The organism is Mycolicibacterium hodleri, from assembly GCF_025822245.1.
GTDB classification, from domain to species: Bacteria; Actinomycetota; Actinomycetes; order Mycobacteriales; family Mycobacteriaceae; genus Mycobacterium; species Mycobacterium hodleri.
In genome coordinates this window covers 80,009-105,023 of the sequence record NZ_JACKTL010000036.1, presented here as the reverse complement: position 1 = coordinate 105,023, position 25,015 = coordinate 80,009, and the positions used below count along the sequence as shown (strand labels likewise).

25 protein-coding genes and 2 pseudogenes are annotated in these 25,015 nt (G+C 68.9%); 14 read left to right on the top strand and 13 right to left on the bottom strand.

Annotated elements, in window-relative coordinates; translation table 11 throughout:
• Nucleotides 1-66: 66 nt before the first annotated feature.
• The 4 genes and pseudogenes from H7J06_RS16020 to H7J06_RS16005 all read left to right on the top strand — a co-directional run.
• Complete coding sequence (locus H7J06_RS16020; protein WP_264039947.1) at nucleotides 67-1,977, top strand: ABC transporter ATP-binding protein/permease; 1,911 nt, start codon at nucleotides 67-69, stop codon at nucleotides 1,975-1,977.
• 54 nt (nucleotides 1,978-2,031) lie between these two features.
• On the top strand, nucleotides 2,032-3,951 hold the full coding sequence (locus H7J06_RS16015) for an ABC transporter ATP-binding protein/permease (protein ID WP_264040123.1): 1,920 nt from the start codon (nucleotides 2,032-2,034) through the stop codon (nucleotides 3,949-3,951).
• A 29-nt stretch (nucleotides 3,952-3,980) separates the two neighbouring features.
• Complete coding sequence (locus tag H7J06_RS16010; protein WP_264039946.1) at nucleotides 3,981-5,876, top strand: ABC transporter ATP-binding protein/permease; 1,896 nt, start codon at nucleotides 3,981-3,983, stop codon at nucleotides 5,874-5,876.
• Between the two features lie 225 nt (nucleotides 5,877-6,101).
• Nucleotides 6,102-6,746, top strand: a pseudogene (locus tag H7J06_RS16005) (DUF222 domain-containing protein); the annotation flags it as partial.
• A gap of 852 nt (nucleotides 6,747-7,598) precedes the next feature.
• On the opposite strand, the gene H7J06_RS16000 reads toward H7J06_RS16005, so the two are convergent.
• From H7J06_RS16000 to H7J06_RS15990, 3 genes are read right to left on the bottom strand one after another with little or no spacing between them, the layout of a single operon-like run.
• Nucleotides 7,599-9,053, bottom strand: coding sequence for an FAD-binding protein (locus tag H7J06_RS16000; RefSeq protein ID WP_264039945.1), 1,455 nt, complete (start codon nucleotides 9,051-9,053; stop codon nucleotides 7,599-7,601).
• Entirely contained in the window at nucleotides 9,050-9,544 is a 495-nt protein-coding gene (locus H7J06_RS15995; protein WP_264039944.1) for a VOC family protein, read from the bottom strand. The genes H7J06_RS16000 and H7J06_RS15995 overlap by 4 nt, the downstream gene beginning before the upstream one ends.
• A gap of 57 nt (nucleotides 9,545-9,601) precedes the next feature.
• On the bottom strand, nucleotides 9,602-10,285 hold the full coding sequence (locus H7J06_RS15990; RefSeq protein WP_264039943.1) for a TetR/AcrR family transcriptional regulator: 684 nt from the start codon (nucleotides 10,283-10,285) through the stop codon (nucleotides 9,602-9,604).
• Between the two features lie 112 nt (nucleotides 10,286-10,397).
• Here H7J06_RS15990 and H7J06_RS15985 point away from each other — a divergent pair, with 112 nt between their 5' ends.
• Nucleotides 10,398-10,835: a nitroreductase/quinone reductase family protein gene (locus H7J06_RS15985; protein WP_264039942.1), complete on the top strand. Its 438-nt coding sequence runs from the start codon at nucleotides 10,398-10,400 to the stop codon at nucleotides 10,833-10,835.
• A 10-nt stretch (nucleotides 10,836-10,845) separates the two neighbouring features.
• Here the strand turns inward: H7J06_RS15985 and H7J06_RS15980 are convergent, their stop codons facing one another.
• The 4 genes from H7J06_RS15980 to H7J06_RS15965 form a co-directional block, all read right to left on the bottom strand.
• Complete coding sequence (locus H7J06_RS15980) at nucleotides 10,846-11,478, bottom strand: SecDF P1 head subdomain-containing protein (protein WP_264039941.1); 633 nt, start codon at nucleotides 11,476-11,478, stop codon at nucleotides 10,846-10,848.
• Nucleotides 11,479-11,484: 6 nt separating this feature from the next.
• The gene (locus H7J06_RS15975; RefSeq protein ID WP_372515320.1) at nucleotides 11,485-12,180 is read right to left on the bottom strand and encodes an Rv1815 family serine proteinase; all 696 of its coding nucleotides are present in this window, start codon (nucleotides 12,178-12,180) and stop codon (nucleotides 11,485-11,487) included.
• Nucleotides 12,181-12,268: 88 nt separating this feature from the next.
• Nucleotides 12,269-13,675: an NAD(P)/FAD-dependent oxidoreductase gene (locus tag H7J06_RS15970; protein ID WP_264039938.1), complete on the bottom strand. Its 1,407-nt coding sequence runs from the start codon at nucleotides 13,673-13,675 to the stop codon at nucleotides 12,269-12,271.
• A 66-nt stretch (nucleotides 13,676-13,741) separates the two neighbouring features.
• Complete coding sequence (locus H7J06_RS15965) at nucleotides 13,742-15,289, bottom strand: carboxylesterase/lipase family protein (RefSeq protein ID WP_264039937.1); 1,548 nt, start codon at nucleotides 15,287-15,289, stop codon at nucleotides 13,742-13,744.
• Nucleotides 15,290-15,325: 36 nt separating this feature from the next.
• Between H7J06_RS15965 and H7J06_RS15960 the strand changes: the two genes are divergently transcribed.
• Both H7J06_RS15960 and H7J06_RS15955 read left to right on the top strand, forming a co-directional pair.
• Nucleotides 15,326-15,661 (top strand): DMT family transporter, encoded by a 336-nt coding sequence (locus H7J06_RS15960; RefSeq protein WP_264039936.1) that lies wholly within the window; start codon nucleotides 15,326-15,328, stop codon nucleotides 15,659-15,661.
• Nucleotides 15,661-15,984, top strand: a complete 324-nt coding sequence (locus tag H7J06_RS15955) for a DMT family transporter (protein ID WP_264040122.1) — start codon at nucleotides 15,661-15,663, stop codon at nucleotides 15,982-15,984. Before H7J06_RS15960 ends, H7J06_RS15955 begins: the two co-directional genes overlap by 1 nt.
• Here the strand turns inward: H7J06_RS15955 and H7J06_RS15950 are convergent.
• The gene (locus H7J06_RS15950; RefSeq protein ID WP_264040121.1) at nucleotides 15,953-17,086 is read right to left on the bottom strand and encodes an MFS transporter; all 1,134 of its coding nucleotides are present in this window, start codon (nucleotides 17,084-17,086) and stop codon (nucleotides 15,953-15,955) included. The genes H7J06_RS15955 and H7J06_RS15950 overlap by 32 nt on opposite strands.
• A gap of 367 nt (nucleotides 17,087-17,453) precedes the next feature.
• Here H7J06_RS15950 and H7J06_RS15945 point away from each other — a divergent pair.
• From H7J06_RS15945 to H7J06_RS15930, 4 genes and pseudogenes are all read left to right on the top strand, one after another.
• Nucleotides 17,454-17,693 (top strand): annotated as a pseudogene (locus tag H7J06_RS15945) (4-alpha-glucanotransferase); the annotation flags it as partial.
• 65 nt (nucleotides 17,694-17,758) lie between these two features.
• Nucleotides 17,759-18,181 (top strand): hypothetical protein, encoded by a 423-nt coding sequence (locus H7J06_RS15940; RefSeq protein ID WP_264039935.1) that lies wholly within the window; start codon nucleotides 17,759-17,761, stop codon nucleotides 18,179-18,181.
• A gap of 77 nt (nucleotides 18,182-18,258) precedes the next feature.
• The gene (locus H7J06_RS15935) at nucleotides 18,259-19,161 is read left to right on the top strand and encodes a metal-dependent hydrolase (protein ID WP_264039934.1); all 903 of its coding nucleotides are present in this window, start codon (nucleotides 18,259-18,261) and stop codon (nucleotides 19,159-19,161) included.
• Nucleotides 19,161-20,261 (top strand): PDR/VanB family oxidoreductase, encoded by a 1,101-nt coding sequence (locus H7J06_RS15930; protein WP_264039933.1) that lies wholly within the window; start codon nucleotides 19,161-19,163, stop codon nucleotides 20,259-20,261. The genes H7J06_RS15935 and H7J06_RS15930 overlap by 1 nt, the downstream gene beginning before the upstream one ends.
• A gap of 5 nt (nucleotides 20,262-20,266) precedes the next feature.
• On the opposite strand, the gene H7J06_RS15925 is transcribed toward H7J06_RS15930, so the two are convergent.
• A complete protein-coding gene (locus tag H7J06_RS15925; RefSeq protein ID WP_264039931.1) occupies nucleotides 20,267-20,734 on the bottom strand; it encodes an NUDIX hydrolase in 468 nt (155 codons plus the stop codon).
• 4 nt (nucleotides 20,735-20,738) lie between these two features.
• Nucleotides 20,739-21,350: a GIY-YIG nuclease family protein gene (locus H7J06_RS15920; RefSeq protein ID WP_264039930.1), complete on the bottom strand. Its 612-nt coding sequence runs from the start codon at nucleotides 21,348-21,350 to the stop codon at nucleotides 20,739-20,741.
• Nucleotides 21,351-21,409: 59 nt separating this feature from the next.
• Between H7J06_RS15920 and H7J06_RS15915 the strand changes: the two genes are divergently transcribed.
• Nucleotides 21,410-22,213 (top strand): SGNH/GDSL hydrolase family protein, encoded by an 804-nt coding sequence (locus tag H7J06_RS15915; RefSeq protein WP_264039929.1) that lies wholly within the window; start codon nucleotides 21,410-21,412, stop codon nucleotides 22,211-22,213.
• Here H7J06_RS15915 and H7J06_RS15910 read toward each other — a convergent pair.
• The 3 genes from H7J06_RS15910 to H7J06_RS15900 are packed head-to-tail and all read right to left on the bottom strand — an operon-like array spanning nucleotide 22,181 to nucleotide 23,999.
• Entirely contained in the window at nucleotides 22,181-22,588 is a 408-nt protein-coding gene (locus H7J06_RS15910) for a DUF732 domain-containing protein (protein ID WP_308205796.1), read from the bottom strand. The genes H7J06_RS15915 and H7J06_RS15910 overlap by 33 nt on opposite strands.
• A 37-nt stretch (nucleotides 22,589-22,625) precedes the next feature.
• The gene (locus tag H7J06_RS15905) at nucleotides 22,626-23,186 is read right to left on the bottom strand and encodes a hypothetical protein (protein WP_264039928.1); all 561 of its coding nucleotides are present in this window, start codon (nucleotides 23,184-23,186) and stop codon (nucleotides 22,626-22,628) included.
• Between the two features lie 15 nt (nucleotides 23,187-23,201).
• Nucleotides 23,202-23,999, bottom strand: a complete 798-nt coding sequence (locus tag H7J06_RS15900; RefSeq protein WP_264039927.1) for a nuclear transport factor 2 family protein — start codon at nucleotides 23,997-23,999, stop codon at nucleotides 23,202-23,204.
• A 118-nt stretch (nucleotides 24,000-24,117) separates the two neighbouring features.
• On the opposite strand from H7J06_RS15900, the gene H7J06_RS15895 reads away from it, so the two are divergent.
• Nucleotides 24,118-24,489 (top strand): Rv0313 family protein, encoded by a 372-nt coding sequence (locus tag H7J06_RS15895; protein ID WP_264039926.1) that lies wholly within the window; start codon nucleotides 24,118-24,120, stop codon nucleotides 24,487-24,489.
• 89 nt (nucleotides 24,490-24,578) lie between these two features.
• Complete coding sequence (locus tag H7J06_RS15890) at nucleotides 24,579-25,010, top strand: hypothetical protein (protein WP_264039925.1); 432 nt, start codon at nucleotides 24,579-24,581, stop codon at nucleotides 25,008-25,010.
• Nucleotides 25,011-25,015: the final 5 nt, after the last annotated feature.

Here is a 25,015-nt window from a genome sequence, read left to right as displayed (position 1 = left end):
CGCTCGCTCGCGCTGCGGTAACTTCCCGCACACAGCGGTGTCCCGTAGGCCCGCAGAGGAGTGGCGATGGATACGAACGGGTTCGCCCCCTCCGTCGACTGGGGCAACGAACTGCTCGCGTCGACGCTGTGGGTGGCGGAGGCGTTCGGCGTCACCGCCGTCTGCCTGGCCGTGATCCTGGTCCTCGTCGGGCGCCACACCGAGTGGGGTCGCCAGTTCTGGCGCATCAACGGCCCCTACTTCACCTCCTCCCCGGCCCGGGTCACCGCGTGGCTGATGCTGGCCGGGCTGTTGGCGTCGGCCGTGTTGTCGGTGCGGATCGCCGTCCTGCTCAGCTACTACGGCAACGACCTGTTCTCGTCGTTGCAGGTGGCGTTCGAGGGGCCCGGGGAGTCCGACGGGTCCCGCAAGGTCACCGGGGTCGACGGATTCTGGCAATCGATGCGGATCTTCGGCGTGCTGGCGACCGTCGCCACGGTGCGGTCGCTGGTCGACCTGTATTTGCTGCAGCGCTTCACCATTCGATGGCGGGTGTGGCTCACGCGGCGATTGGTCGACGACTGGCTCGGCGGCTACGCGTACTACCGGGGACAGTTGCTGACCTCCCCGATCGACCACCCCGACCAACGCATTCAGCAGGACGTCGACGTCGTCACCACCGGCACCGGGGAACCGAACGTGCCGTCCCACGGCTCGGGCAACACCCTGCTCTTCGGTGCCGTCGAGTCGGTACTGAGCGTCGCGTCGTTCGGCGTGATCATGTGGCAGTTGTCCGGTCCGCTGACCGTGGCCGACGTGACGGTGCCGCGGGCCTTGTTCTGGATCGTGATCGTCTACGTACTGGTGGCCACGGTGGTGGCGTTCTGGATCGGCCGGCCGCTGATCCGGCTGAGCTTCCTCAACGAGTTCCGCAACGCCAGCCTGCGGTACGCGATGATCCGGCTGAAGGAGGCGGCGAGCGCCGTCGGCCTCTACCGTGGCGAGGACGCCGAGCGGCGCCAGCTGACCACCCGCCTCGACGCGGTGATCGTCAACTATCGGCACTGGCTCAACCGCATGGTGCTGTTCCTGGGCTTCAACCTCTCGGTGAGTCAGGCGATCAACCCGCTGCCGTACATCGTCCAGGCGCAGCGCCTCTTCGCCAACCAGATCTCCTTCGGTGACGTCATGCAGTCGGCGACGGCCTTTCACGCCATCCACGACGCGCTGTCGTTCTTCCGCAACGCCTACGACGCGTTCGCCAGCTACCGCGCCGCCCTCATTCGCCTCGACGGGCTGCTCACCGCCAACGAGGCCACCCGGGTGGTCCCACAGCTGACGATCGAGCAATCCTCGGGCGATGCGGTGCATCTGGAGGACGTCGACGTGCGCACCCCTGACGGGCAACTTCTGGTCGAGGCGCTCGACGTCCAGCTCGACCCCGGGGACAGCGTGGTGATCACCGGTCCGTCCGGCACCGGCAAGACCACGTTGTTGGAGAGCCTGGCGGGACTGTGGCCGCACGCCTCGGGCCGGGTCGAGTTTCCCGTCGCCGTGCGTGAGGTGATGTTCGTGTCGCAGCTCCCCTACATCCCGCTCGGCGACCTGCGGACCGTCGCGTCCTACCCCCGGCCCCAGGGCGAGGTCGACGCCGCCCGCGTCCAGCAGGCCCTGATCAAGGTGGCGCTGCCACACCTCGTCATTCGAATCAACGAAATCAAGGACTGGGCCAAGGTGTTGTCGGTCGGCGAGCAGCAGCGCGTCGCGTTCGCGAGGATCCTCCTCAACGAGCCGCGGGTCGTCTTCCTCGACGAGTCCACCTCGGCGATGGACGAGGGCCTGGAATTGATGCTCTACCGGCTACTTCGGGACGAACTGCCCGCCACGATCCTGGTCAGCGTCAGCCATCGCGACACCGTCGAACAGCATCACGACCGGCAGCTCGAGCTGCTCGGCGCCGGCCGTTGGCGGCTCGATCCGGTCTCGACCGCTAGTTGACCCCTTGGACCGGCTGTCGCCAGCTGGCCAAGGTACGTTCTCCGGATGACCGGAATGGACTTGTGGACTCCAACGCTGGATTGGAGCAACGAGTGGCTCACGTCCGTGTGGTGGATCGTCAAGGCGTGGGCGATCGCCGCCGTGTCCACGATGATCATCTTGACGCTGATCGGCCGCTTCACCGCGTGGGGCCGCCAGTTCTGGCGCGTCACCGGGGCGTACTTCACCGGCCGCTCGAGCATCGTGGTCTGGGCCTGGTTGGCGGGCCTGCTGCTGTCGGTCATCCTCGGCGTCCGGTTGTCGGTTCTGCTCAGCTACTACGGCAACGACCTGTCGACCAGCTTCCAGGTCGTGGCCGCCGGATTGGCGAGTGGTGACGAGGCGGTCAAGGCCTCCGGCAAGCACGGCTTCTGGTTCTCCATCGCCGTCTTCTGCGTCTTGGCAACCATCTACGTCGCGCGGGTCATGCTGGACCTGTTCCTGATGCAGCGCTTCATCCTGCGCTGGCGCGCGTGGCTGACCGATCGGCTCACCGGCGACTGGCTCAACGGCAAGGCCTACTACCGCGCCCGGTTCATCGACGACACGATCGACAACCCCGATCAGCGCATCCAGACCGACATCGACATCTTCACCACCGGCGTCGGCCCGACGCCCAACACGCCCAACATCACCACCGGCTCGACCCTGCTGTTCGGCGCCATCAACGCCGTCGCCTCGATGATCTCGTTCACCGCGATCCTCTGGAGCCTGTCCGGCCCGCTGACGATGTTCGGCATCACCCTTCCCAAGGCCATGTTCTGGATCGGCCTGGCGTACGTCGTGTTCGCCTCGGTGATCGCCTTCTGGATCGGCAAGCCGATCATCTGGTTCGCCTTCGACAACGAGAAGTTCAACGCGGCGTTCCGCTATGCACTGGTGCGGTTGCGCGACGCCTCGGAGGCGGTGGCCTTCTACCGCGGTGAGCTCGCCGAGCGCACCGGACTACGGCAGCGCTTCGGGTCCGTGGTCGCCAACTACAAGCGCTACATCAACCGGATGATCGGGTTCTACGGATGGAACCTGTCGCTCAGCCAGGTCATCCAGCCGCTGCCGTACGTGCTGCAGTTCCCGCGGTTCTACGCCGGTGAGATCCAGCTCGGCGACATGACCCAGTCCGCGTCGGCGTTCGGCAGCATCCAGGACGGCCTGTCGTTCTTCCGCAACGCCTATGACCAGTTCGCCGGTTACCGCGCCGCGATCATCCGCCTCGAGGGTCTGGTGGTCGCCAACGAAGAGGGTCGAGACCTGCCGACCGTGACCACCGCGGCCTGCCAGGACGGCACCGTGGAGCTGGAGAAGGTCGAGGTCCGCACGCCCGACGGCCGGCAGCTCATCAACCCGCTCGACCTGCGGCTGGACGTCGGTGACACCCTGGTGATCACCGGCAAGTCGGGCAGCGGCAAGACCACGTTGCTGCGCAGCCTCGCCGAGCTGTGGCCGTTCACCTCCGGCACGCTGACCCGTCCGTGCGGGCCCAACGAGACGATGTTCCTCTCGCAGATGCCGTACGTGCCGCTCGGCGATCTGCGGGCCGTCGTCTCCTACCCTGGCGAGGAGGGCCAGATCTCGGACTCCGAGCTGCAGTCCGTCCTCACGCGGGTCGCGCTGCCCCACCTCAACGACCGTCTCGACGAGGTCCAGGACTGGGCCAAGGTGCTCTCCCCCGGTGAGCAGCAGCGCATCGCCTTCGCTCGCATCCTCCTGACCAAGCCCAAGGCCGTCTTCCTCGACGAGTCGACGTCCGCCCTCGACGAGGGCCTGGAGATGACGCTGTATCAGCTCGTCCGGACCGAACTGCCCGACATGATTCTGGTGAGCGTGAGCCATCGCAAGACCGTCGAGCAGCACCACGACAAGGAACTGCGCCTGCTCGGCGACGGCGAATGGCAGGTCACCGATCTCGGCGAGGAGCCCGAGCCCGTTCCGGTGTAGCGCCGCATGGCCGGGAGTAGCTTCCCGGGATGGAGATGTTCACCCCGTCTCTCGACTGGGGCAACGAGGTCGTCGCGTCGCTGATCTGGGTCGCCAAGGCCTGGGTGATCAGCGCCGCGGTGACGCTGACGTTGCTGGTGCTCCTCGCGCGCCTCACCACCTGGGGTCGTCAGTATTGGCGAATCACCGGTCCGTACTTCACTGGGCGGCAAAGCATTCCGGTCTGGGCGATGGTCGGCGTCCTGCTGATGTCGGTGATGGTCTCGGTGCGGATGGACGTCCTGTTCAGCTACTACGGCAACGACCAGTACGCGGCGCTGCAGGTCGCGTTCGAGGGTGCGAGCGCGGGCGACGACGCCGTCCGCGACTCGGGAATCCGGGGCTTCTGGTTCTCGATTCTGGTGTTCGCCCTGCTGGTCGTCGCCTACCTCGCGCAGACGCTACTGGACCTGTATCTGATGCAGTTCTTCATCATTCGGTGGCGGATCTGGCTCACCGACCGGTTGACCGGCGACTGGTTCGACGGCTGCGCGTACTACCGTGGCCGGTTCGTGGACGGCGACCCGGTCGACAACCCCGATCAGCGCATCCAGCAGGACGTCGACGTGTTCACCACGGGGACTGGGCCGGAGACGAACACCCCCACGGTGGGGACGTCGACCACGCTGCTGTTCGGCGCGGTGTACTCGATGGTGTCGGTGGTCGCGTTCACCCCGATCCTGTGGAATCTGGCCGGTCCCCTGACCTTCTTCGGGGTGACGGTGCCCAAGGCGCTGTTCTGGATCGTGCTGCTGTTCGTGGCCGGGGCGACGGCGGTGTCGTTCTGGATCGGTCGGCCCATCATCGCACTGAGCTTCCGCAACGAGATGACCAACGCCGCGTTCCGGTACGCCCTGGTTCGGGTGCGCGACGCCGCGGAGGCGGTCGGCTTCTCGCGCGGTGAGCGGGTCGAAAGACGGGGATTGGCGGAGCGTTTCGGTCGAATCATCGTCAACTATCGGGCCCTGGTCTGGCGCGGGGTGGCCTTCCTCGGCTGGAACAAGGCGATGTCCCAGATCGTCGACCCGTTGCCGTTGATCGTCCAGGCCCCGCGCCTGTTCGCCGGTGAGATCAACCTCGGCGACGTCAGCCAGTCCTCCAGCGTGTTCCGGTCGGTGCAGGCGTCGCTGTCGTTCTTCCGGGCGGTGTACGACTCGTTCGCCAGCTACCGTGCGACCATCATTCGCCTCGACGGCCTACTCACCGCGAACGAAAGAGCAAGGGCGCTGGACACTCTCGCGGTGGAGGTCAGTACGGCGGGAGGCGTGGAGTTCGACGACGTCGCCGTTCGGTCGCCGGGCGGCGACGCATTGGTCGACGGGCTGGTGGTGCGACTCGTCGCGGGCGGGTCACTGGTCATCACGGGGCGCTCGGGAACCGGCAAGACCACCCTGCTGCGCAGCCTCGCGCAACTGTGGCCGTACGCCTCGGGCACCGTGCGCTATCCGACCGCCGCGGGTGCCATGTTCCTGCCACAGCTGCCCTACGCCCCGCTGGGCGACCTCCGCACCGTCGTATGCTATCCGGCACCGTCGGAGTCGTTCGGCGACAACGACATTCGCTCTACGCTGGAGCGAGTGACGCTCGGACACCTCGGGGCCCGCCTGGACGAGGTCGCCGACTGGTCGAAGGTGCTGTCCCCCGGTGAGCAGCAGCGGGTGGCCTTCGCGCGGGTGTTGCTCAACGCACCGCGGGCGGTGTTCCTCGACGAGTCCACCTCGGCGCTCGACGAGGGCCAGGAGTTCGCGCTGTATCGGACACTGCGCGAACGCCTGCCGGACTGCATCGTGGTCAGCGTGAGCCACCGCGGCACCGTCGAGCAGCACCACGACGAGCGGCTCGAGCTTCTTGGTGCCGGTCGCTGGCGACTGGGCTCGACGACGTAGCCCTAGCACGTGGCTCCGACACTCCTGGTCGTCCTGCGGAGTTGTCCACAGACTCGGCGTTCATCCACAGAACGCTTGCAGCGGAATGACTTTCGTCGGCCGACGTCATAAAGTCGAAAGTATGTTCGACAGCTTGGTGGACACTGCGGCCGGCACGTCCGGTGCCGGTGCGTTGGCAGCGTGGGCGCGGGTGGAGAACGCCGCGTGCGCCGCAAGGTCGCGGCGATGGCCGGGATGCTCGAGACTGCGTATGCCGCCGACGGGTCCGCGGAGCGGGATCAGTGGTGCCTGGACAACTTCGACGCCGTGGCCGCTCACGTCGGGGCGGCGCTGCGGATCACCACCGGCGCCGCGACCCACCAGTTGTTGATCGCCGTCGCGTTGCACGAACGATTCCCCCACGTCACCGCCGTCTTCGCCCAGGGTGTGATCACCTACCCACTGGTGCGGACGGTGGTGCAGCGCGGCGCGCTGGTCGTGGATCCCGATGCGCTGCGCGCGCTGGACGTTGCGTTGGCCGAGGCGTTCGGAGCCTGGGAACCGATGTCGGTGGACAAGACCGAGAAGGCCATCGACGCGTTCGTCGCCCAGGTAGACCCCCACGCGGTCCGTCGCACCGAGACCAAGGCCCGCGGGCGTTCGGTGGACGTTGTGATCGACGAGGACGGCAGCGGGATGGCCACCGTGTTCGCCACGCTGTGCGCCCACGACGCCAAGGCCTTTGACTCGAGGGCCGACGCCCTGGCCCGCACCGTCTGCCCGGCCGACCCCCGCACCAGCGATCAGCGCCGAGCCGACGCGATGGGCGCCATGTCCCAGGGCGCGGACCGCCTGGCCTGCCTGTGCGGGACTGAAGGCTGCGCGGCCGCGCAGAACCCACCGGCGACGGGGGTGGTGGTCTACGTGATCACCAGCGCGGAGACGCTCGCGGAGCCGTCGGCGCCAGCCGCACCGCCGCTGCCTGCGCCCGAGACTCTGGAGCCCTCTGCTCCTAGCCCGGCCGACGACTCCGCGACGGCGAATCACCATGCCCCAGAGCATTCTTCCGGCGAGCGCACCGCCCTCGACGGTGAATCCCCGGCGATGTTCACCAAGCCTTTACGCGAGCTGACCCTCACCGAAGCCCTCACCCCCACGTCTGGTCGTCTCGCCCAGCTGCGGCCCGCGGCAATGATGGGCGGACAGTTCCTCCCCGGGGCGATCGCCTGCCGCGCCGCGGTGGGGGCAACGATCACCCCGATCGTCCACCCCGGGCAGGCACCACCGGAACCTCGCTACCGACCCTCGAAGAAGCTGGCCGACTTCGTCAGATGTCGCGATCAGACGTGCCGCTTCCCGGGCTGCAGCGTGCCCGCAACACACTGCGACGTCGACCACGGCATTCCGTGGCCATACGGGCCGACGGCGGCGTCCAACCTGAAATGCCTGTGCCGTCGACACCCCTTGCTGAAGACGTTCTGGGGCGGCGAGAACGGTTGGCGCGAAACCCAACTCGACGACGGCACCATCGTGTGGACCGCACCCGACGGCCGCACCCACACCACCACCCCGGGCAGCCGCCTGCTCTTCCCAGAACTATCCGAGCCGACTGCGCCGGTGGTCGCGAACGGGGTGCCGCCTGCGCACACGACAGGGCTGGCCATGCCGCGGCGCAAGACCACCCGCGCCGCGGAACGCATCAAAGCCATTCATCGCGAACGCAATTCGAACACGCAGTCTGCCTCAGGACCCGAGCGCGGCGGCGTGCGCGCCGGCACGCCGACCGAAGAAGGATCCCTCGCCCAGCTGGGTGCCACTGCAGTACCCCTTGCCGTCCTGGGCGATGTTCGAGGCGCACGCGCCGGCGGCGTACAGACCGGTCACCACGGTTCCATCCTCGCGGAGCACCTCACCGTCGAGTGAGGTGGCCAGGCCGCCGACGGTGAACCCGGCGTACATCGCCTTGCCAAGGGACAGGTCGAACGCCCCCCACGGCCCCGTGTCTTGGGCGGCAAGGAATTCCGGCTGCTTGTGGAAGTCGGGGTCCTCCCCCTTGGCCGCGAATTCGTTGTAGCGGTTCAGGGTCTGCACCAGGTTGCCCTCCGGAATGCCGAGGGCCGCCTCCATCTCCTCGACGGTCTCCCACCCGTCGATCAACGGAATCAGGGGCACCTCGGGACGCTCCAGATGAGCCTCGTCGACGATGAGGAAGGCCGCGCTGTCGGGCTGTTCCATCACGAAAGCCGAGGTCCGGGAATGGTAGGAGTCCTCGGTGACGAACCTCTGGCCGTCCTTGTTGACGATGATCCCGGTGAGCAGGATCTCCGGCGGGTACGGCGGCGCGGTGATGAAGATCTGATCCATGTGCTTGGTGGCGCCGCCCGCCGATTCGCCGAGACGGATGCCGAGGCCGTCGTCGTAGGTGCTGCCGAGGACGAAGGGCTTCTCCGCGAGCTTCGGAGTGAACGTGGCGACCATCTCGGGGTTCATCACGAACCCGCCGGCGGCGATGATCACGCCCTTGGCGCGAATCGCACCGGTGTCCTCGAAGTGCTTCCACGTCAGGCCGACGACGTCTCCGTCGTCGACGACGAGCCCGGTGGCACCGGTCTCGTAGCGCACGTCCACGCCGAGCTCGGCGGCCCGCTTGACCAGCAGGTCGATCACCATCGCGGCCCCACCCAGCTCACCGGGCATCGGCACGGAGTGACCCCGCGGGGCGGGCGTCGCCTTCTCGAAGAAGGGCCACACCTTCTCGTTGCCGGTGTAGGACAGCCCCTCGGTGCCGGGCGGGACGACGACCTTGCCCGGGTAGTAGCTCCGTTCGAACTGGAAGCCCAGATCCTCCAGCCAGTCGAAGTGCTCGACGCTGCCGTCGCAGTAGGCCCGGATCTTGTCCAGTTCGGGCTCGCGGGCCGTCGCGACCAGGTAGTCGTACATGGCGTCGGCGGTGTCGTCGTGACCGGTCGCCTTCTGCACGGCGGTGCCGCCGCCCAGGTAGAAGTGCCCGCCGGCCATCGACGTGGTGCCGCCCGCCGCGGCGGCCCGCTCCAACAGCACCACCCGCGCGCCTGCCGCGGCCGCGCTGACCGCCGCACACCCGCCGGCGACGCCGAAGCCGACCACGACGACGTCGACCTCGTCGGACCAGTCGCCGACAGTCGGTGCGGCGACGGTGTCGGGGATCTGCATGCTCACGCTTGCTCCTGTTTTACGTAGTCGAAGAAGGCTCGGATCTCGGACGGAACGAACGCGACCTCGAGGTAGGGAACGCCGGCCTGGGCGGCGGACAGATAGGCGAACCTCATCCCGCCGGGCATGGTGCCGCGGCACACCACCGCCGCGCCGTCGCGTTCGGCGTCGACCAGCATCGCGTCGAAGTGGTCGTGGTCGTCGGCCTCGATCGCGACGTGATGCAGCCCGGGTCCCGAGGCGTCGAGGAATTCGGTGTAGATGCTCTCGCCCCGGACGGGTTCGATGAGTTCGAGTTGGGTGTCCCCGGCATAGGACAGCGACACGTGCGCCACGTAGTCGGCCGGCTGGCCGCGGTGGGTGCAGGTGTCCGGGCCGAAGTGGACGTCGGACATCCGGACCCACTTCTTGGCGCCCAGCAGCTGGGTCAGCGCGGTCTCGGTGGCGCCGAGGTCGCGCGTCACCCAGGCGATCTGGACAGGTGTCTGGTTGGGCATCGCATCGAGGATATCTCCGGCGGGCACCGCTGGCTAGAACGTGTTCTAGTTCGGCGGTCAGCCGAGTGTCGTCGCGGCGATGACCAGCCGAATCTGCCCGTCGAAGACGTCGGCGGGGTCCGACAACGTGTCCGCGCCGTACTGACCGAAGGTCTCGAGGCTGATCGCCCCGACCAGCGCAGCCCACAGCAGGAAGCCCTTCAACATCGCCGTGTCCCCACCGGTGAAGGGGAATTCGCCGCGGATGACGTCGAAGTCAGCCGTCGTCGCCGACGACGGCTGGGGACCGGAGTCGGGCACGTCGCCCGCGGCGACCCCGTCGGAGACCACGGCCAGCAGGGCGCCGACGACGCGGGTGCCGGGGCCGACGGTGATGTCGGCGGGGGCGTGATACCCCGGCACGGGGCTGCCGTAGATCAGCGCCCAACTCGCCGGCTGGTCCAGCGCCCAGGCGCGGGCGGCACGAGCCATGGCCAGCAGTTTGTCCTGCCACGGCCCCTCGGCGGACGCGGCGGCCCGGTCGACGGTGTCGGCCAGGTCGGTATAGGCGTCGACGATGAGGAGGGTCAACAGGTCGTCGCGGCTTGCCACGTAGCGGTACACCGCCGAGGAGACCATGCCGAGGTCGCGGGCGATGGCCCGCAGCGACAGGCCGGCCGCGCCGTCGGTGATCAGATGCCTCCTCCCGACCTCGACGATCTCGCGTTCGATCCGGTCGCGGGCCTCCTGACGCTTCCCCATGGGTCGAGTGTCGCACATTTCGAGAGCAATGCTCTTGCTTTGGTCGATCGGGTGTGCCACTCTCGAATGAGAGCACTGCTCTCGCAGTGGCCCGTCAACAGAGGAGATCGACATGACCACCCGATACGACGAACCCAACCGCGCCGCCCGTGCCACCAACGTGGTGTTCCGCTGGCTGGCCGAGGCAGGCGTCAGCGTTGCCGGCACGCGCGCACTTCGCGTCCGCGGCCGCACGACCGGCAAGCTCCGGGGCGTCGTCGTCAACCTGATGACAGTCGGCGACCGCCACTACGTGGTCTCGCCGCGGGGCAACACCCAGTGGGTGCGCAACGCCAGGGCCGCCGGCGAGGTCGAGCTGGGCCCCCGGTGGCGGACTCGGACCGTCCGGGTCCTCGAGGTCGCCGACGAGGCCAAGACCGACCTGCTCCGGCGCTATCTCGACCGGTGGTACTGGGAGGTGAAGGGACACGTCGGCGGCCTGACACCCGACTCGACCGACGAGCAGATCCGTGCCGTCGCCCCGTCCATCCCGATCCTCGAGCTGCTGTGACGGCCGAAGCTCAGCTGCCGTCCCGCAGCATCTGCGCGATCGTGGCGGCCGTCGCGGCCCGGAGCTCGCCCGAAATCTGAATGGACTGCCCGTCGACGGCCTGGGTGATGGCGGGCGCGGCGAGCACGACGCCGTTGCGGACGAAGGCCAGCTGCTTGCCGACGTTGGCCCCCGTGTACTGCGCGAAGGCCGTGCTGGACGCCTGATCCATCGACATCTGCACCGTGTGGAACTCGCTGTCCGGCAACTTGGTCTCGGTGGCACCGGTCAGGTTCAGCGCCAAGCCCACCGGCCCGAGCCGGTACACGGCGGCCCGGTCGACGTCGCACACCTCGATCGGCGCCTCGGACGGCGTCGGAGGCGGAACGGGTGGGCAGTCCTGCGGATTCGCCACCAGCGGCGGCGAGAGGACTGGCCGCACCGCCAGCGGAATCCCGATCACCGCGGGGGTCGGCCTGGTCGGCATCGCGGTGGGGCGCTGAGCATTTCGATCCTGGTCCTTGGTCATGAAGGCCATCGCCGCGCCGACGACGATGGTGCTGACCACCGCCAGGATGCCGATCGACGCCAGCACCGCGACGCCGAACCGCCGTGCCGTCCACTTCTCACCCGAGGAGAACCACGAGAGCAGTCGGTACCTCATCGACGCCTACGCGGGCGGCGGGGCCGGCACGGTGCCGGCCGCGGAAGTGAAGACCTGTTGGCGGATCTGTTGATCGGTGACCGACCACGACACCGCGGCGGGATAGTCACCCCAGGTGCTGTTGAACATTCCGACGATGACGGCGCGCCCGTCGTCGGCCAGAACGTAGACGGGGCCACCAGAATCACCCTTCTTGCTGACCACGCCGTTGGCCATCGTGAACCACCCGTTGTTGACCGACTGCACGGTGCCACAGCTCTCGCCGGTGACCACCCCGAAGTGGCAGACGGGCTGTCCCTGCTGGGGCACCATCGCCGGGTCGAGGGCCAACGTGCGTCCACCCGGCAGGATGTCGTTCACCTGTACGTCGGGTGCCAAGGTGATGGTCTCCCAGTCGGAGATCATGTGATCGGTGGCGACGACCGCACCGTTGGGAGTGTCGTCGCGGTAGGTCTCCTGATGACCCAGGACGTGGCCGTCCCTGTCTGTGACGTTCCCGTCGCCGCGGCAATGGCCCGCGGTGTACGCCGTGCGCGCCACCACGTCCACGAACCCGAGGGTGCACAGGTTGTTGCCCTGCCGAATCTCCATGCCCGGGTACACCAGCACACCGGGATCGGCACCGGCCGGTGCGGCGAGCGACACCAGGGATGCCGCCGCGGCGGAGGCCAACACGGCCGCACGCACACGCCTTCGGCGCAACGTCGTCTCCGCTCGCTAGGGATCGTTGGGTGGTTAGCGTACCGACGGCAAAGCCGCCCCGCACCCAAAGGGCCGGGGGCCGTGGTCGCTAGGAGTCGAAGCCCAAACCGAGGGCGTCCAGGGTGCGCAACAGCACGTTGCGACGACCCGCCGAGTGATCGGCGCGGTCCAGTGACCACCGCGTCGCCTGGATCCCGACGCTCGCCAGCGGTTCGGGCGGGAAGGGAAGCGGCTTCTGACGCACCATCTGCAGCTCCGTGCGCTGGGTCGGTACCCCGCCCAGCAGGTCCAGGCAGACGTCGGCGGCGAATCGGGCGGCGCCGACGCCGAGCCCGGTGAACCCGTTGACGTAGGCGACCCGGTCGTCGCGGGCCAGACCCCAGTGCGCGCAGAACCGGGTGTTGGTGTCGATGGCGCCCGCCCACCGGTGGCTGAAGCGGACGTCCTCCAACTGCGGGAAGGTGATGAAGAAGTGCGCGGCGAGCTTGCGGTAGCTCTCCTGCCGGTCCTCGTACTTGGCGTCGACCTTGCGACCGAAGTGGTAGACGGCGTCGTAGCCGCCGAACACGATCCGGTTGTCCTTGGTCATGCGGTAGTAGTGGAACTGGTTGGCCGAGTCGCCGATGCCCTGCCGGTTCTGCCAGCCGATGCCTTGCACCTGGGCGTCGGTGAGCGGCTCGGTGGACAGCACGTAGTCGTAGACCGGCACCGTATGAAAACGGTTGCGCCGCAGCAGGTGCGGGAAGACATTGGTGGCCAGGACCACCTGCTTGGCCGTGATCACGGATCCGCCGGCGGTCACCTCTATCGACGCCGTGCCGGAGCTCAGCGACGTCGCGTTGGTGTGCTCGTAGATGGTGACACCGGCCTCGGTACACGCGCGGGCCAGTTCGAGGGCGAGCTTGCCGGGGTGGACGATCGCGCACGTGTCGGCGTGTTGCAGCCCGGCCAGGAACGTCGGCGAATGAACCTCCGCGCGCACCGCCTCGCCGTCGAGGAACTCGCCGTCCCCCTCGGCCGCGGACTCCTGTAGCCACGCCACCTGGTGCGGCTCGGTCGCGACGGCGAGCATCCCGCTGCGTTGCCATTCGACGTCGAGGCCGAGTCGTTCGATCTCGGCCTGCATGCCGTCGAGATTCTCCACCCCCATGGCCTCGAGTCGATCGATCTCGTTGGGCCAGCGCGTCTTTCCGTTTTCGTGGCCGTGGGTCAGGCTGGCCTCGACGAAGCCGCCGTTGCGGCCCGAAGCCGCCCACCCGACGCGGTGGGCGTCGATCACCACGATGCGCCGATCCGGATCCCGTTGCGCGGCATGCAGTGCCGTCCACAGACCGACGTAGCCGCCCCCGACGACCAACAGGTCACAGCTCACCGATTGGGACAGCGTCGGCCGCTCGGGACGCTCGAGGTCCAACCACATCGACCCGAACGCGCTGCCGGTCAGCGACCGCTCGACCAGCGCGGGGTCGACGTATCCATCGAAGACGGTTTCCACGGGTCAACCCTACCGACGGCCGCCAGTGCCGCGACGGCGCCCAGCCGGGCGCCGTTGACGTCGGGGCTAGCGAAAGCTCAAGACGTCGTTGCCCCACGCCGCGCGCAGCGGGCGGTCGGGATCCTCGACCACGACGTCGCGCTTGTCGAGCAGCAGGGTGGCACGATCCTCGTCGCGGTAGGGCCGCCAACGCGGCTCCCCCGCCGGACCGGTCGGTTCACCGGTCGCGGCAAAGTTCACCCACCGGGTGCGGATGCGCTCGGACAGGGCGGTGCCGGCCTTGAGGCCACCCAGCTTGAACGTCGGATCCTTGCTTCCCGCAACGAGATTGCCCCACACGTACGGCAGCTCGGTGGCATGCGCGGCGCCGAGGCGCAGCAGCTTGAGCATCGGCGTCGCCCAGTCGAACCGATAGGTGAACACCGGCGCGACGGAGGCATGCCCCTCCGCGAACCAGATCGTCGGCATCCGGAAACCGATGTCGCGGGCGACGCCCAAGCCGGGGTTCTTGCCCCGGCCCGGATAGGCCGACATCAGATCCGCCTCACTCGGCAGTTGCAGGCTGGGCTGCTCGGAGGCAATCCCGTCGAACATCGACTTGATGGCCGACGGCGTGATCGGCATCAGCGGCGACTTCATGAAGCGGAACAGCGCCGCCTCGTGCTTGTTGGTGCCGATGATCAACGGCACCGGATGCGTGCCGCCGGCCCGCGCAATTGCGACGGGATAGTCGGGCACCAGCTCGCCGTCGACGATCGGCGCATAGGCCAGCGTGCCGGGTGAACGCACCGGCACCTCGTCGAACAGTCGCTTCGAGGCGAGCAGCACCTCGCTCATCGGGGCGTCGGGCAGGCGGTCGACGTCGTCGGCGCCGATGCCGAGGGTCTCCAGGAACTGCTGGGCGACTCCGCGCGACCGGCTGGCGTCGTACACGGAGGTCACCGGGGAGCTCTGGGCGATGGCGGCGGAGAACAGTCCACGGGCCGCCGGGCTGGCCAGCAGCGTGGTCACGATGCCCCCGCCCGCGGACTCGCCGAACAGCGTGACCCGGTCGGGGTCGCCGCCGAACGCCGCGATGTTGTCGCGCACCCACTCGAGGGCGAACAGGACGTCCCGTAGGCCCAGGTTGCTCTCGAACCGGGTGCGGTCGGTGCTGAACGACGACAGGTCGAGGAACCCGAACGCCCCGAGCCGGTAGTTGACGGTTACGATCACCGCGCCGCCGGCGGCCAGGGCCCGCCCGCGGTAGAGGGTCTGCGCGGCCGAACCCAGGACGTACGCGCCGCCGTGCACCCAGACCATCACGGGCTTGCCGGCGCCGGCCTCGGTGTCCGAGGTCGCCCAGACGTTCAGCGTCAGGGAGTCGTCGCCCTGCGGCGCGCCGAGATCGAGCGGTATTCGCGGATCCGTGGGCTGGTGACAGGCGGGGCCGACGCGCGAGGCGTCCGCGACGTCGATCCAGCGCTCGGGAGCCTGCGGCGAACGCCATCGCAGCTCCCCCACCGGCGGCGCGGCGTAGCGAACACCCCGCCACGACTTGACGCTTCCGTCGTCGATTCCGCGCACGGGCCCGTACGCCGTGTCGACGATCGGTGCGGTTGTCGGGTCGGCCATGGAAACGACGATATCGTGCCCGACTAAGTTGTTTTGGTGCGCAAGTGGGTGTTGCTCGGGGCGGCGATCGTGACCGAGGTCGCCGCGACGCTGTCGCTGCGGGCGTCTCAGGACCACGGCGCCTGGATGGTGGCCGTCGTCGTGGGGTACGCATGCGCGTTCACCCTGCTGACCCTCGTCCTCCGCGAAGGCGTGCCGGTGGGCGTGACCTACGGCATCTGGGGTGCGACCGGCACGGCGCTGACGGCGGTACTGGCAGCGGTGATCTTCAGCGACCCGTTCACCTGGCCGATCGCGCTCGGCATCGTCCTGATCATCGCCGGCGTGCTGTTCATCGAGTTCGGTTCGCGCCAAGAGGCTCCCACGCCATGATGTGGCTGGTGCTGGCGCTCGCGATCGGCGTCGAGGTCTTCGCGACGCTCGGCGTGCGCGCGTCGGACGGCTTCCGCAAGCGGGCGTGGATCGTTCCCGTCGCGGCGGGCTACGTGGCGTCGTTCTACCTGCTGTGGCTGACGCTGAAGCTCGGCATGCCCGTGGGCGTCGCCTACGGGGTGTGGACCGCGTGCGGCGTGGCCCTCGTCGCGGTGATCGCGCGCTACGTCTTCGGGGATCCGCTGACGGTCAGGATGCTGATCGGCATTGCCTTGGTCATCGCCGGCGTCCTCACGATCGAACTGGCCGGCGCCGTCCGGTGAGCACAGCCGCCGCGGCGGCGATGGCCAGTCCGGCGAGCGGCACCACCAGCAGCCCGACCCGCAGGCTGGTCGCGTCGGAGACCATCCCGACGATCGGCGGCGCGCCGACGGAGCCGAGGCGCATCAGCCACGCCAACGCCGTCAGACCGGTGCCGGCCCGCAGCCCGGGCAACCGGTCGGCGGCGTGCATGGCGGCCGGGATGGCGGTCGCCGCGCCCAGACCCGCGACGGCGAAGCCCGCGATGGTGCCCGGCACGCTCGGGAAGGCCAGCGCAAGACTCATCCCGACCGCCACCAGCAACCCCCCACCCCGGGCGACCGCGCGTTCCCCGAAGCGGTCCACCGCCCGGTCGCCGGCAATGCGTCCGACGAACTGAAACCCCAGCAGCGCCACGTACCCGAGTGCGGCGACCGCTCCCGCCGCGCCCAGCCCGGCGCCCAGGTACAGCGCCGCCCAGGAACTGCCGGCGTCCTCGATGACGGCGCCGCCGATGGCGATGACGACCAGCGCGGACAGGGCGCCGTACACCCGCCAGCCGGGCCGATCCGCGGCGCCCGCGTCGGCCGCTGGGTCGGCGGCCTCGTCACGGCCCTTGAGGAGGAACGGATACGCGGCCAGCGCCACGCCGACGAACACCGCGGCGCTGACCCCGAGGTGGACGCCGATCGGGACGTGCAGCGCGATCGCGCCCGCCGCCATGCCGGCACCCAGCACCGCTCCGATCGACCACGTCGCGTGCAGCGAGTTGATGATCGACCGCCCGTAGGCGCGCTGCACCCGCAGGCCGTGGGTGTTCTGCGCGACGTCGGTCACCGCGTCGCACGCCCCGCCGGCGAACAGCAGTGCCGCCAGCAGCACCGGAGAGGTCGACAGCCCGGCCCCGAACACCAGGACGGCGATCCCGACGGTGCACAGCAGCGCCGTGCGCGCCGAGGTGAGTCTGCGGATCACCGCGCCGGCGGCGATGCCCGCGACCAACGCACCGACGGGGAATGCGGCGACCACCATGCCGTAGGTGGTGTTGGACAGGGCCAGCTCGGTCTTGAGTTCCGGGAACCTCGGGACCAGGTTCGCAAAGATGGCGCCGTTGGTGAGGAACATCGCCGAGATGGCGATCCTGGCCCTGCTGGTGCGGCGCTCGACGTCGGCTGTCACCACTGCCACGACGATACTGGTACGCACTGGCGCGCCCGAACCGGCAAGATCGTCGCCATGACTGCACTGGCCGGGTCCTTGGTCGAACTCGCGCGCCGCTATGGCGTGGCGGTCACCTACGACGACTGGACCGGCGGCCACCAGGCGGTTTCCGAGTCGACGCTGGTGTCCGTACTGACCGCGCTCGGCGTCACGGCGACCACCGAGGACGACCGTCAGCGCGCGCTCGGCGCCCTCGACGAAGACCATTGGCGCCGCGTCCTGCCCCCCACCGTCGTGACCCGGACGGGACGAGCGGCGTCGTTCTGGGTGCGCCTTGTACGCATATCTGGGGCGGACCCCGTCGCGGCTGCTCGCGCTGGCCCTTCCGGATGCGGTGGGCGACGTGCGCGCCCAGAATCAACCGGGGACCACCGACGAATATCCGAACTGGCGGGTCAAACTCGCCGGTCCCGACGGTAGGGAAGTGCTGGTGGAGGACGTCTTCGCCAGTTCACGGGCGGCAGGTCTGGCCGAGGTGATGCGCGCGCAAGTAACGCCCGCACGCGAGTGACCGAAGTTTCTCAAGAGGCTGAACTGCGATATGTTCGCAGCCGCACCGCGACATTCGGAGGGCACGTGAAGAAGATCATCGGGCTGGGAGCCATCGGGCTCGTCGTTCCAGCCGCCATCGCTTCGACGGCCCTCGCGTCGGTAGCCCTGTTCGGACCGGCCGTCGCCGGTGCCGCCCCGGCCACCGGCGCCTCGGCGAACGTCGTCGGCGAGCCGTACTACAAGGCCGTCAGCATCCTGAAGAGCCAGGGCTTGCGGGCGTCCTTCGGCGGCTCGTTCGGCAGCGACCTGCCGCAATCGCAGTGCATCGTCAGCCAGCAGAAGGCCCTGAAGAGCAAGATGATCCTGATGCTGGACTGCACCACGGCGGCGGCCAAGGATGCGGCGGGGTCCACTCCGGCGCCTGCCGCACCGGCCCCCGGCACGTCTTCGGGCGGCGGCCAGGGCACCTACGGTGGCCCCATCGGGGTTCCCGTCCCCGTCGGCTGACCCGGTACCCGCGTTCCCAGGTAACGGCTCGAGCCGCGTAGACTCGCTCTTCGTCCGCTGACGACGAAGGGGCTGCGATGTTGCGACCACGGCGATTCCACACGGTCATCGATCCAGGGCCGGTGCAGATTCAGGCCCGGCGGGTCCACTTTGGCGTCGACGACGTTCCACTGCATTGGATTCCCGACCATCCCGTGGCGTCGAACATGATCAGCTTGCTCAACGTGATCCTGCCCGCCGCGGAGCGCTGGTTCGTCGCCGCCTACAACGAGGCGCTGCCGCTGGTGAAGGATCCGAAGCTGGCCGAGGACATGCGCGGGTTCATCGGCCAGGAGGCCACGCACGCCGACGTCCACGACAAGGTGCTCCGCGAGTACATGGTCGGCCACGGGGTCGACGTCAAGCCGATCCTCGACCAGATCGAGTTCGTCTTCGAGAAGGTGCTGGCGCCGGACCCGTCGATCACCGACCCCAAACGCACGCTCAACCACCTGTGCGACCGGCTGTGGTTGATCGCCGCGATCGAGCACTACACCGCGGTGCTCGGCGACTTCTCGCTGAACTGCACCTGGGACGACCACGGCGCCGACCCGACGATGGTGGACCTGTTCCGCTGGCACGGCAGCGAAGAGGTCGAGCACCGCATGGTGGCCCACGACGTCGCGCACTACTTCCACGACAGCTACCTCGACCGCATCCGCGCCATGGCCATCGCCGGCGTCCTGATGGCGACGTTCTTCCAGCGCGGCGCCTGGTATCTGTCGAAGCACGACCCAACCGTCGAGCTGGGCTGGCTTCGGATGCAGCGCCTGCGGATGCGCGACTCGAAGCTGGGATTGCTGCCCAAGTACCGGAAGTTGTTCGGGTCCAACACCTTCGCGTACTTCCGGCCGGGCTTCTCGCCCGACGACATGGGGTCGACGGCGCAGGCCGTCGCCTACCTGGCCACCTCCCCCGCGGCCCGGGCCGCCCACCTCTGATGTTCGCGCGCTTTCGGGAGGTGCCGCCGAGCGCCTCCGGGCGATCTCGCCACGACGTGCCGCTCACCCTCGCGGCCACGGTCCTCACCGGGTTCTTCAATCTCTCTGCGGCCGTGCGTAATCCGGCGCCGTTGCCGGACGTCGACCGCGACTTCCCGCTCGTGGTGGCCGACCGTCGGGTCGTCGCCCACGACCAGGACGTGATCGCCTTGACGCTCACCGCCCCCGGTGGTGGGGACCTGCCGCGCTGGCATCCCGGCGCGCACGTCGACGTGCACCTGCCCAGCGGCCGGGTGCGGCAGTATTCGCTCTGCGGCGATCCCGGCGTCACCGATTCCTACCGAATCGCGGTGCGCCGCATCCCCAGCGGTGGCGGCGGGTCCGTCGAGGTGCACGACGAGCTGGTCGTCGGCACGACGATCACCACCAGCGGACCGCGCAACGCGTTCCCGTTGACCGTGCCGGGATACGGCTCACCCGCACAACGGTTTCGGTTCATTGCCGGCGGCATCGGCATCACTCCCATCCTTCCGATGCTCGCCCAAGCGGAGAGCCTCGGCGTCGAGTGGTCGATGGTCTACACCGGCCGCCGTCGCGACACCCTGCCGTTCCTCGAGGAGTTGGCCCGCTTCGGTGACCGCATTCAGATCCGCACCGACGACGAGTCCGGCCTGCCGACGCCCGCCGAACTCCTCGGCGAGTGCCCGGGCGGCACCACGGTGTACGCGTGCGGCCCGGCCCCGGTGCTGACCGGCCTGCGCTCGGCGTTGGCGGGGCGCGACGACGTCGAACTGCACTTCGAGCGCTTCGCCGCTCCCCCCGTGGTCGACGGCACCGAGTTCTCGGTGTCGGTGGCCTCGACGGGGAACGTGGTCCGGGTCGGCGCCGACGAGACACTGCTGGCGGCCCTCAAGCGGGAGAACGTGCACGCGCCCTACTCGTGCCAGCAGGGGTTCTGCGGGACGTGTCGCGTCCGCGTGCTCGGTGGTGCAGTCGACCACCGCGACACGTTGCTCACCGACCCGGAACGCGACGCCGGGATGATGCTGGTCTGCGTGTCCCGGGCAGCCGGTGACGGCGAGCTGATCCTCGACCTGTAGCGGGGTCAGGCGTCCTCGAGGTGGGCGACCAGATGATCCAGCAGCGGACGCTGTCCCTTGAGGAGCTTCACGTGTGCCTCGGCGATGGGGAACCACGAGACGCGGTCCATCTCGGGGAACTCCTTGACCGTGCCGGACCCCTTGGGCCACTCCAGCTCGAAGGTGTTGCTGACGCTGTCGGTGACGTCGAGGTCGGCTTCGACGGCGAACGCGGTGACGATCTTGCCGCCGGACTGCTTCACCGGCGGCAGGGCCACCCGCGGCCCGTCGGGCACGGGAAGGCCGATCTCCTCGACGAACTCGCGTTGCGCGGCGACCCATGGTTCCTCGTCGTCGGTGTACTCGCCCTTGGGGATCGACCACGCGGCGTCGTCCTTGCGCGCCCAGAACGGGCCGCCCGGATGTCCGATGAGGACTTCGTAGCCGTCGGCACCGCGTCGGTACAACAGAAGGCCCGCACTCATCCGTGGCATGGGACTACCACTCCTTGAGCACGCGGAGCTTGCCGGCCTTCACCATCGCGTCGCGCCGAAGACGTTTGAGCTCCTGGTGAAAGTCGGTGTCGCCCTGCAGGTTCAGCGGCAGGACGAGGTTGGCGATCAGCTCTTCCTCGAACACCCACGGCTCGGGGCGGACCACCCACGACACCAGGGTGTTGTCCGACATCCACTGGTTGAGCACGGCTTCACCGCCGGCGAGGGTGATCTGCTTGCCGGAGCCGACGCGTCGCAGTTCGAGGCCAAGCTCACGGGCGAGCAGCACACCGAGCGACTTGCGTAGCGACGAGCCGTCGGCGTTGCCGCGAGCGCCGCCGAAGTGGTAGCGGATCCGCTTGTGCAGGTCCTGGCTGACCGGACGCTTGCCGTTGGCGGGCGGGGGCGTCGGGCTGATTCCGACGTGCAGCAGGGTCAGGCCGTCGCGCACCTCGCAGCCTTCAGCGTCGACCGCGGCGGGCAACGTGCGGAACCACCACCCGTAGGCGCCGGGTGCGTTCGGAACGGGACCGGGCTCGGCGAATACCTGCTCGCGTGTAAATCGCTGTGCGTCAAGAAAACCCGCGACGGAGTCCGGGCGTGGTGCGTCAGGCATACCTCAGCCTTTCACAACCGGCCGTCACACCGGACCTGGCCCGCCGCTAGAGTGCCCTCGTGGCGAACGAGTCATATAGGCGATACGTCGCCCTCGGCGACAGCCAGACCGAGGGTCTCTGGGACGGCGACGACGAAATCGGCGTGGCGGGCTTCGCCGACCGGTTGGCGGCGCGGCTCGACGACGTGCACCCCGGGGTCCTGTACGCGAACCTCGCCGTCCGCGGACGGCGTATCCGCGACGTGCTCGACAACCAGTTGCCTGCGGCCGTGGCGATGGCGCCGGACCTGATCACCAGCTGCATCGGGATGAACGACGTCACCAGGCCCGGCCGGTCCTTCGCGACGGCACTCGCGGACGTCGACCTGCTGCACGACCGGCTCGCCGAGACCGGTGCCACCGTGGTCACCACGACGTTTCCCGACCTCGAACGGATCCTGCCGGTCGGACGCTTCCTCGGGGCGCGCGTGCGGGAGATGAACGCCGTCGTCCGAGCGGCGGCGGCCCGGCATGGCTTCCGGCTGGTCGACCTCTACGACGCGGAGTCCATGGGCGACCCCGACGTCTGGAGCCCCGACCGCGTGCACGGCTCGCCGGCCGGGCACGAGCTGTTCGCCGCGGCGGCCGCGGAGGCACTCGATCTGCCTGGCAGCAACCATGATTGGGCCGTCTCCAAGACCGAAGTCGTGAGGCCGGGCTTTCAGTCGCGGATGTACTCGCAGGTGCTGTGGACGCAGAATCTGCTGATGCCGTGGATGTGGCGGCACCTGCGGGGGCTGTCCAGCGGCAACGGGCGCGTGGCGAAACGCCCTCGGCTGACGCCCGTGGCCCTAGTTGCCGAAGCCGCCGAGACCACCGAGTAGGCCGAGGGGAATCGGGGACTCGCCGTTGGCCAGCGAGGCCATCGCACCGGGGCAGAACGCGGAGATCGCCAGCCCGGTGAACATCGTGGCCGGTCCCAGCGACATGCCACCGGCGTCGGCGACGCGCGAGGCGGTGTCGGCCATGTCCTGGCCGGGCTGCGACAGCATCGGGCACACCGATCGACCGAGGTCCGCGGCCTGGGCGGGGTCGACGCTGCCGATGCCCGCGTCGTCGACGGAATTGATGAAGTCCGAGGTCGGGTCCGCCGAGGCGGGGGCGGCAGCCACCAGGGCGGCGCAGATGGCCCCGCCGGTCACGAGTGCGATCCGGGTCGTCGCGCTCTTGCGGCCCGCGAAGCTACTTGTCCTGTCCACGGTCGAAGGGTACGGCGGATTGCGCTGATTGGCCCAATCAGACGCCGGTCCACACCTCGTCGATCTGGCTGCCGATGTCGATGACCTTGGCCTTCGCCGACTCCGGACTGTCGATTTCGCCGGCCACGTGCTGGGAGATGAAGCGCTTGATCTCGGCGTCGACGCCACCGACGATGCGCACCAGCTCCGCGCGCAGCGTCGTCGAGGTGATGTGGATCGAGATGTCGGAGGGCCGGGGCTTGCCGACGTCGAGGACCAGCGCCAACGGGTGAGCGGCGATCGCGGTGGCGTGCAGGGCGATCTCGCCGAAGACCTTGAAGCGCGGCTTGTCGATGCGCAGGTCGATGATCAGCTCGATCTCGAGGGGGATCTGGATGTCGAAGGTCAGTTGCTCGCCTTGATGACGCGTCACCGCCGGGTCCTGCACCCTGACCTTGGCGGTGACCTTGGCGAACTTGCCGGGCCCCTGGGCCATGGGCCCCATGGTGAACTCGTCGCCGGCGATCTGACCGATCGCCGCGGCGACGCGCTCCTCGGTGACGGCGATCTCGAAGAACCGGCGGCCGAATTCCTCGTACGTCATGGAGTCGTAGGACATGGTTCGAATACCTTGTCACGTCCACTGCTCGTCGGCGAACACCCGCACCGCACGGATGCGCGTCGGTCGGGTCTCGACGTCGGCGAAGAGCACCAGCTGCCGCCCGTCGCGACGCAGGCGCGCAACGGCGACGCTCCCGGCGCGGACCATGCCGTCCCAGCGGGCCCCGTGCACCAGGCCTACCAGTTCGGAGGTGCCGATGCGGTCGTCGTCTCCCCTGGTGAGCTGGGCGGCGTCGCCGAGCCGTCGCTTCACGGCCACCTGGTCCCCGGCACACGCGTCGTCGAGCAGCCTGGCCAGGTGCGGCTTCGCCCGGCTGGTCACGCCGCGGAAACCGGCCAGGAACCCCACCGTTCCCGCCAGCCGCTGGTTGTGCAGCAGGGCGCGGGTCAGCTGCAGACCGGCGGGCAGGGCGCCGACCCCGTTGCGGGCGAACTGCCACACCATGGCGGGCAGTTCCCAGAAGGCTTGTAGCCGAACGACGTTCAGCGAGTCGTCCAGGTCGTATCGCAGGAAGGCGGGGATCGACATCGTCACCGAGGCACCCATGCGGACGTCGAGGGTCAGGTCCCTGACGACCGTGTGGCCGGAGACGACGTCGGCGCCGCGGTGAAACGTGATGTCCCGCGGGCCGATGAACGTGTCGTAGAACCGCGCGATCTGGGCACTGCCGACGTGCGGACGCGAACCCACCGGATCCTCGATGCGACCGTCGGGCCCGAAGAGCCCGATCCAACCGTCCCGGTCGTGGGCACCCGCAGCCTCGGGCGAGCGTTCGACGGCGGCGAGCATGTCGGCGATCGGCGGCACCATGCCCATTCACTTACCACTCCGGCGCCAGCCGGGTGAACGTCGTGGCGAACTTCGCCTCGGACCTGCACACTGGTGGGAGCGCCAGGGAGTTCGAGTCGGCGCAGACGAGGAGTCCGTCATGAGCCAGAATCCGTTCGGTATCGACCCCGAGGATCTCGACCGCGTCATGCGGGAGGCCGGCGACGGTCTTCGCGACGCACTTGGTCGCATGGGCAGGCAAGCGGGGTGGGCGACATTGCTCGACGAGTTCACCAAGGGCACCCGTCCGAAGACCGAACCCGAGACCGCGGGTGAGACGGGCGACGGCGTGTGGTCGATCTACACCGTCGACGAGGCGGGTGGCGCCCATATCGAAGAGGTGTACCCGACCGAGTTGGACGCCTTGCGCGCCAACAAGAACAACACCGATCCGGGCCGCAAGGTCCGCTTCCTGCCGTACGGGATTGCCGTCAGCGTGCTCGACGCCGGCGGGCTGGAGCACGGCGACTAGGAGGGCTCGCCCGAAAGCACGCGCCTCGTCGTCGGGACCAGCTACGCTTTGCCCGCAACGTCGCCGTGTTCTTCAGGAGGCTCCACATCATGATTCGTGAACTGACGGTCGCCGTGGCGATCGCCGGGGCCGCCATCGCACTGGCACCGTCGGCTGCGGCCGACCCGGGTCCGATGTACCCAGACGATCCCAGTCACTACGACACGTCGGCCACCGACGTGCCCGGCATGAACTACCAGGCGTCGCTCGGCGCGCCGTGCGACAACTACCAGCTGTTCACCTTTGGGCGCAGCCGCGGCGGTTCGACGGTGGTCTGCCACTGGATTCCCAATCAATGGCCCCCGGTCTACACCGGCTTCTGGGTGTCGTCGTATCCGCTGAAGGGCGTCCAGCAGATCGGGGCGCCGTGCGACGGCCCGAAGGGCGCGGCGCAGGCGCCGGACGGACGCCCGATGGTGTGCCTCGGCGATCAGGGCTGGCAGCCGGGAACCCTGACCGGGGCGGGCTTCTTCCCCGGCTGATCCCG

What these genes read in the sequence shown, in the direction of transcription:
- H7J06_RS15995 (WP_264039944.1), bottom strand. Translation starts at nt 9,544, where the DNA reads ATGCCCAACCAGACACCTGTCCAGATCGCCTGGGTGACGCGCGACCTC.
- H7J06_RS15895 (WP_264039926.1), top strand. Translation starts at nt 24,118, where the DNA reads ATGAGCCAGAATCCGTTCGGTATCGACCCCGAGGATCTCGACCGCGTC.
- H7J06_RS15955 (WP_264040122.1), top strand. Translation starts at nt 15,661, where the DNA reads ATGTGGCTGGTGCTGGCGCTCGCGATCGGCGTCGAGGTCTTCGCGACG.
- H7J06_RS15900 (WP_264039927.1), bottom strand. Translation starts at nt 23,999, where the DNA reads ATGGTGCCGCCGATCGCCGACATGCTCGCCGCCGTCGAACGCTCGCCC.
- H7J06_RS15920 (WP_264039930.1), bottom strand. Translation starts at nt 21,350, where the DNA reads ATGCCTGACGCACCACGCCCGGACTCCGTCGCGGGTTTTCTTGACGCA.
- H7J06_RS15905 (WP_264039928.1), bottom strand. Translation starts at nt 23,186, where the DNA reads ATGTCCTACGACTCCATGACGTACGAGGAATTCGGCCGCCGGTTCTTC.
- H7J06_RS15985 (WP_264039942.1), top strand. Translation starts at nt 10,398, where the DNA reads ATGACCACCCGATACGACGAACCCAACCGCGCCGCCCGTGCCACCAAC.
- H7J06_RS15980 (WP_264039941.1), bottom strand. Translation starts at nt 11,478, where the DNA reads ATGAGGTACCGACTGCTCTCGTGGTTCTCCTCGGGTGAGAAGTGGACG.
- H7J06_RS15890 (WP_264039925.1), top strand. Translation starts at nt 24,579, where the DNA reads ATGATTCGTGAACTGACGGTCGCCGTGGCGATCGCCGGGGCCGCCATC.
- H7J06_RS15965 (WP_264039937.1), bottom strand. Translation starts at nt 15,289, where the DNA reads ATGGCCGACCCGACAACCGCACCGATCGTCGACACGGCGTACGGGCCC.
- H7J06_RS16020 (WP_264039947.1), top strand. Translation starts at nt 67, where the DNA reads ATGGATACGAACGGGTTCGCCCCCTCCGTCGACTGGGGCAACGAACTG.
- H7J06_RS15925 (WP_264039931.1), bottom strand. Translation starts at nt 20,734, where the DNA reads ATGCCACGGATGAGTGCGGGCCTTCTGTTGTACCGACGCGGTGCCGAC.
- H7J06_RS16010 (WP_264039946.1), top strand. Translation starts at nt 3,981, where the DNA reads ATGGAGATGTTCACCCCGTCTCTCGACTGGGGCAACGAGGTCGTCGCG.
- H7J06_RS15990 (WP_264039943.1), bottom strand. Translation starts at nt 10,285, where the DNA reads ATGGGGAAGCGTCAGGAGGCCCGCGACCGGATCGAACGCGAGATCGTC.
- H7J06_RS15930 (WP_264039933.1), top strand. Translation starts at nt 19,161, where the DNA reads ATGTTCGCGCGCTTTCGGGAGGTGCCGCCGAGCGCCTCCGGGCGATCT.
- H7J06_RS15935 (WP_264039934.1), top strand. Translation starts at nt 18,259, where the DNA reads ATGTTGCGACCACGGCGATTCCACACGGTCATCGATCCAGGGCCGGTG.
- H7J06_RS16015 (WP_264040123.1), top strand. Translation starts at nt 2,032, where the DNA reads ATGGACTTGTGGACTCCAACGCTGGATTGGAGCAACGAGTGGCTCACG.
- H7J06_RS15950 (WP_264040121.1), bottom strand. Translation starts at nt 17,086, where the DNA reads ATGTTCCTCACCAACGGCGCCATCTTTGCGAACCTGGTCCCGAGGTTC.